The sequence below is a fragment of the Streptococcus dentiloxodontae genome (assembly GCF_053206925.1).
In genome coordinates this window covers 52,164-58,872 of record NZ_JBRUHR010000012.1, presented here as the reverse complement: position 1 = coordinate 58,872, position 6,709 = coordinate 52,164, and the positions used below count along the sequence as shown (strand labels likewise).

At 39.0% G+C, this 6,709-nt stretch carries 4 protein-coding genes; all 4 read right to left on the bottom strand.

The window, feature by feature from the left end; all coding sequences use genetic code 11:
• Positions 1-162: 162 nt before the first annotated feature.
• Positions 163-1,428 carry an NRAMP family divalent metal transporter gene (locus ACVRZ8_RS07075; RefSeq protein ID WP_447448618.1) on the bottom strand — a complete coding sequence of 422 codons (1,266 nt, stop codon included), beginning with the start codon at positions 1,426-1,428 and terminating at the stop codon, positions 163-165.
• Positions 1,429-1,560: 132 nt separating this feature from the next.
• Positions 1,561-2,523 carry a DUF1002 domain-containing protein gene (locus ACVRZ8_RS07070; RefSeq protein ID WP_447448617.1) on the bottom strand — a complete coding sequence of 321 codons (963 nt, stop codon included), beginning with the start codon at positions 2,521-2,523 and terminating at the stop codon, positions 1,561-1,563.
• Positions 2,524-2,729: 206 nt separating this feature from the next.
• Entirely contained in the window at positions 2,730-3,482 is a 753-nt protein-coding gene (locus ACVRZ8_RS07065) for a class A sortase (protein ID WP_447448622.1), read from the bottom strand.
• Between the two features lie 639 nt (positions 3,483-4,121).
• Complete coding sequence (gene gyrA, locus ACVRZ8_RS07060; protein ID WP_447448616.1) at positions 4,122-6,575, bottom strand: DNA gyrase subunit A; 2,454 nt, start codon at positions 6,573-6,575, stop codon at positions 4,122-4,124.
• Positions 6,576-6,709 lie beyond the last annotated feature (134 nt).

Genomic DNA, 6,709 nt, shown 5'->3' with positions numbered 1-6,709 from the left:
CATATGAATCTTTCTAATGATGGTTTTGTCGCTTTTCATTATAAGTCATATGGGACTTTTTGTGTATACACTCAAAAAGCCCTATAATATCTGAATGAGATTTACCCACTACAGATATTATAGAGCCAAAAAGAGCTGATAAATCAGCTCTCAAAATGAATATTACCAAGCTGCTCCAAAGAACATGGCAGCAATGAAGAAAATGGCAAAACCAAAGAGGTAAATGAGCCCCAAAATGGATAACCATTTGAGCCAGCCAGTGATTTGATGCTCTTTATTATTGACCAATGAATAATTGAGGTAAGCAAAAAATGGCGTTGTAATAAAGGAAGCAATCATTGCAAAGCGCAGCATTGTTGCGACTTGACCTGAAAAAAGATAAACAATCAAAAGACCGATAATTGAGGTCAGAGTCATCCAAACCGTCAATGAACGCTTAGAAGTTTCACTTTTATTCAGCAAGAGACGAAGAGCCTCATCATTTGCGCGTGAGTAACCATCAACAACAGTGATTACTGTTCCAAAAATACATAAGAAAGCAATAAAAGTAATCAGCGGTTTAGACCAATCACCCAGTGCTGATGCATACATTTGGACAAACTGTGAAATGTATTCGGCAGAAGCACTTTTTACAGCTTCGCCATTACCATATTGAATAAGAGCTCCTAAAGCCAAGAAAATAAAAGCTAAGATGGCTGTTCCGATATAACCTACATTAAAATCAAAAAGAGCGTCTTCTTCGTTAAAGTCAACTGCTTTACGTTTTTCAACTGACCAAAGCGAATTAATCGTTGAAATCTCAATCGGCGCTGGCATCCAACCCATCAGAGATACAAGAAAAGGTAGAGCCGCCATAGTCCAAGGAGATGTTACCACAAAATCTGGTGCATATTCACGGTGCTGGAAAAGTGCAATAACAACTGCTGCTACTGTTGCAATCGTCAAAGCCGACATAATCCATTTTGATAAACCGTCCAAGAAGCGATAACCACCAAGTAGGAGCATTCCCCAGATAATGACAATAATGATAGTAGTCAGTTGGCCAGTTGTCAAACCCAGTGAAGCAGGTAAAGCACTGGCAACAATAGCTGCACAAAGAATGCCCACCCCAGCAGTATTAACAACTGCTGAAAAAATATTTAAAATAAAGTAAATCCAAAGATAAAGCTTACCTTTCTCAGCATACCCTTCAATTAAGTTTTTATTGTTTTCCACAGTGTACTGTGAACCAAAACGGAAAAAAGGATATTTGAATAAATTAATCAAAAGAACCAAGATGGCTAACTGCCAACCATAGATAGCTCCTGCCTGTGTTGAAGAAACAATATGAGAACCACCGACAGCTGCTGATGCCATCAAAATACCTGGTCCCATAGCTTTAAGCTTCGTTTGCCAAGTAGATACTTGACTGCCTTTTTCATTTGTCATAAAGACCTCCTAAATAAATCATAAAAATTTATCTGAAAATTCAGAAACTAGGTCTAGTATAAGGGAAAATCTCTCCGTGGTCAAGCCCTTTGAAAAGAAAAACACTTCTGTTTTTACAGAAAGTGTTTTCATTTAGTTACCTAAACTTGAGAACCAATCAACTATCTTATCCCAAAGACTGACAAAGAAATTTTTACCCGATTCAATAGCAGAGCTGGCGTCAAAATCTAAATTGATACCCTTAAAATTATCACCAGCCTTTTCAACGATAGAATCCTTTAAATTTTTAAGTGAATCTGTGAAACTACTATTATCAATAACAGAGCTATTTGATAAATTAATAGCGTAGTTAACAATAAGGTTTACGGAGTTATCTGATAAGTTAAGATTATAATTGTTCAAGGTTTTGTTGACAATATTTTTAGCATCTTCTTTTGTCAAACCATCACCTGCGTCAGCTACAGCTGTTTTAATATCAGTCATAGCAACATTAAGTTTGTCAGCATCATAGTTACTGCTGCCAGACTCTGTTTCATTGACTTCAGATAGAGTATCTAACTCTTCCTGAGCAACTTGTTTTGTTTCATCAGGAATTTGTGCTCCATTTTCCTCTAAGGAATAGTAGATGCCTGCCAAAGCGGACTCTCCTGTAACTGCAATCGGTGATGCTACTGTAATCTTTGCATGCTCTATCCCCAAAGTCACCGCGGCATTTCGGTACATATCTTCTGTAACCTTTGTAATATTTTCAGGTGTTACAATATTCACACTTAGAGTTTCTGATGAGCCCAGCTTTTCAATTTTAACTGATGAATATAGCTGAAGACTAGGGTCGTCTGCTACATTCATAATCTTAGCATAAGAGCTGGTATTCAAGGTTCTAACTGAGGTATCAGTTGCGCTATTATACCCCAGAAGTCCTAAAGTGTCTGTTCGTTGAGAATCGCTAAGCGAATAACCCAAAACGTAATCTGGCTGAACATAGGTTTCATCAATGACTCCTTGAACATCTGAGCTTGCTGCCTGAGCGACGCCTGCAAAAATAATTGAGGCTAAGAGAGTCACCCCTGCTAATAGAATTTTTTTCAATTTCATTTTTTCTCTTCCTTTCTGAAAAAGAGATTTTTTCCAGTGATAAACTGGAAAAGGGAGCTAAGCTTTGCAACCTAACTCCCTAAAATTATACCACGATAATTCAATAATCCTAGCCTAAAACTGTCAGATGAGATAACTCTCATTTACTAAGCAATAATTTCACCCGAACACTTACAGCAAAAAGAAACCTTTAACCATTTGCCGTGCTATGATTGAACTTGATTATAAGAGGTATTAAAAGCATCTAAAGCATCGTCAGAAGCCTGATCATAAGGAACTTCAGACTCATAGACACCCTTAACAATAGTTCGTTGGGTCGCTTCAGCATCGGTACAGGTTACCAAAGTAACCTGTTTTTGACCCGGCGTATCGTCTATAACAGCTACTTCTTCTGGTTCAACAACAGTTACCTCTGTAATAGTGTAGGTATAAACTGTATTTTTGTCCGTCAAATAAATTTTCATACCTGTCTTGGCATTATCCAATGGCGAGAAAAGCATGCCTGACGATCCTGTAATACCAAAAACATGGTGGCTGGCCAAAGCATAATTATTTTCACCACCCATAACTTGATTTTCTTTCATGGTTCCTGCACCATAGCTGAGCTCAGTATTGCCAAGCCCCTTAAATATTGGCAGGTTGATACCCACATCTGGAATGGCAATACCGCCAATAACAGGCAGATTTTGAGCATTCATTTGAGCTTGTAAGACAGACTCAGTGGAGATAGACTCCACAGAATCAAAATCATAGGATACGTTTGCTGATTGGTTGGAAGCAATGGTTTCTTTTGAAACTTTTGCCACCTGATATTTATTAGAATTCCACGCAATTAGGGTATTACGAATGGATTTGTTAAAGATAAGAATCAGACCGATAAGAACCAGCAAGATAATGGCCACTGTACGAAGAACCGCACGCCATCTTGGCTTTTGGGAACCTTTTGATTTTTTTGACATTCTTCTGCTTCTCCTAGATTTATCAACATCATCACCAATAGCAATTGTTTCTAAATCATCTGATGAATAATCTTTTTTGTCTGCAGGTTCTTCAACTGACACTGCAGCTAAGCTGCGCTTACCAACAGCTGTATCATCTTTTGTATTTGTTAAATCATGTTCATCAGTAGAAGAAAGTTTTTCAGCAGAATCTGTTCTAACCTTATCGGCAGAATCAGCAGCTGCTAAAGATTTATTGGCTGCTCTAGCAGCAATAGAACCTTCAACAGTATCCATTCGGTCTTCTAAACTATCAATTCTTCTCTCAATACCGTCAATTCTATCTTCAATATGATTAATCCGCTCAATATTAGTCATGCGCTCTTCCATACTGGCCAATCTTCCTTCAGTCTTACTAAAGCCAGTCATTCGGTTGGCAATATCGGCTGTTTCGGATTCAGCTATCTGGCTTTTTGTTGTCGCATAATCAGACTCATTTTTATGTGATTCCATATCTAGATAATCGCTATTGTCTACATGCTCATCTAAATCCAGATGGTCCATTTTAAATTCATCTGTCTTATCTAATCTCGCTGTTTTCTTGTGCTTATCTGCACGTTTTGCTTTATATCTTGACATAACTCATTTCCTTAGTGGGTCTTAATCTTCAGGAGAGGATGCTGTTTCCGTTTCTTCCTGATTGACTAGAGCAAAAGTTACAATGTGAGCATCATTATCCAGACGCATCACTTTAACCCCTTGGGTTGCACGACCAGTTTGAGAAATATTGGCAACAGCTGTTCGGATAATAACGCCCGTATCAGTCATAACCATAATATCTTCTTCACCTGTTACAGTAACAAGCCCTGCTAGGTTACCGTTTTTTGCTGTGATATTGGCTGTTTTGATTCCTTTTCCACCGCGGCCCTTAGTTGGATACTCACTAGCTGCCGTACGTTTTCCAAAACCTTTTTCGGTAATAATAAGAACTTCTTGGTCATTAGTAACAGCTGCCGCTCCAATAACTTCATCATTATCACGCAAAGTCACACCTTTAACACCAGTTGCCATACGACTCATGCTTCGGACAGTATCTTCTTTAAAACGAACACTGTAGCCAAAGCGGGTTCCAATGATAATTTCCTCATTGCCCTTTGTTAAAAAGACATTGATAAGCTCATCACCATCTTTTAAATTGAGAGCAATTAAACCATTTTGCCTAATATTCTTAAACTCAGATTCACGGGTACGTTTGACAATGCCTCGTCGGGTCACAAATACCAAGTAGTTATCTGTCGAAACATCACTTTTGGCATTAATGATTGTCTGAATGTATTCTCCTTCATCAAGCTTCAAAAGATTGACAATTGGAAGTCCTTTGGCTGTGCGGCCGTATTCAGGAATTTCATAGCCTTTGAGGCGATAAACACGCCCCTTGTTGGTCATGAAGTAAACATGATCATGGGTTGATGTTGAAATGATATCACGAACAAAATCATCGTCGTTGATTCCCGTTCCTTGAACACCGCGTCCGCCACGTCTTTGAGAACGAAATTCATCTTGAGCAAGACGTTTAATATAGCCTTTATTTGAGAGTGTAATGACAATATCTTCTTCTTCAATCAGATCTTCATCTTCCAAAGACAGCACTTCACCAATCATCAGTTCCGTCCTGCGGGGATCTGCAAATTTACGCTTGCTCTCATCTAGCTCTTCTTTGATAATAGCTGCAACACGCTCAGGCTTGGCTAAAATATCAGCTAAATCAGCAATTAGAGCCAAAAGGTCATTATACTCTGTTTGAATCTTATCGCGTTCCAATCCTGTCAGGCGACGAAGACGCATATCCAGAATAGCTTGACTTTGACGTTCTGACAATTCAAAACGCACCATGAGTTCAGCTTGCGCTTCTGCATCTGTCTGACTATTTCTGATGATAGCGATGACCTCATCCAAATGATCAAGCGCAATCAGCAAGCCTTCTAAAATATGAGCACGTGCTTCTGCTTTGTCTTTATCAAATTGAGTACGGCGAACAATAACTTCTTTTTGGTGTTCAATATAATTGGCTAAAATTTCACGCAAAGATAAAATTTTGGGAACGCCCTTTTCAATAGCTAGCATATTGAAACTAAAATTAGTTTGCAAGCTAGTTAGCTTGAAGAGATTGTTAAGGATAACATTTGCCGATGCATCACGACGAACTTCAATAACAAAGCGCACGCCTTCACGAGATGATTCATCACGAACCGCTGTAATCCCCTCTACACGTTTCTCCTGAGCCAGACGAACAATATGTTCATGAACCTTTGTTTTGTTGACCATATAAGGAAACTCTGTTACAACAATGCGCTCACGTCCAGATTTGGTCTCTTCAATCTCTGTACGAGCACGAAGAACAATAGAACCCTTACCAGTATCGTAAGCACGATGAATACCTGATTTACCCATGACTAAAGCTCCCGTTGGGAAATCAGGTCCTGGCAAAACTTCCATCAATTCACGCGTTGTTACTTGAGGATTATCCATCATTAGCTTGACAGCTTCAATAGTCTCTCCTAGATTATGGGGAGGAATATTGGTTGCCATACCAACGGCAATTCCTGTGGCACCATTAACTAAAAGATTTGGAATACGAGACGGTAAAACAATCGGTTCACGCTCAGAGCCATCATAGTTGTCTTGAAAATCAACAGTGTTTTTATTGATATCACGTAGCATTTCCAGAGCAATTTTACTCATCCGTGCTTCTGTATAACGCTGAGCCGCAGCTCCATCCCCATCCATAGAACCAAAGTTTCCATGGCCATCAACCAACATATGACGGTAAGACCACCATTGCGCCATGCGAACCATAGCTTCATAAATTGATGAATCTCCATGCGGATGGTATTTACCCATGACATCCCCAGTGATGCGGGCAGATTTTTTATGGGGTTTATCTGGCGTTACACCAAGTTCATTCATCCCATATAGAATACGACGCTGAACGGGCTTAAGTCCATCCCTGACATCTGGAAGAGCACGCGATACGATGACACTCATGGCATAATCAATAAAGCTAGTCTTCATTTCCGACGTCAGATTAACATCGACTAAATTAGTATCTTGCATTTAAAAATGCCCCTTTTCTAGTAGAAAACTTCTATTTTATTATACCATAAAAACCATATTTTTTCGTTTATAAAAACGGTTTCATACGTATTTCACTCAATATATCGTGACAACTTTCACTTAAAGTGATAGAA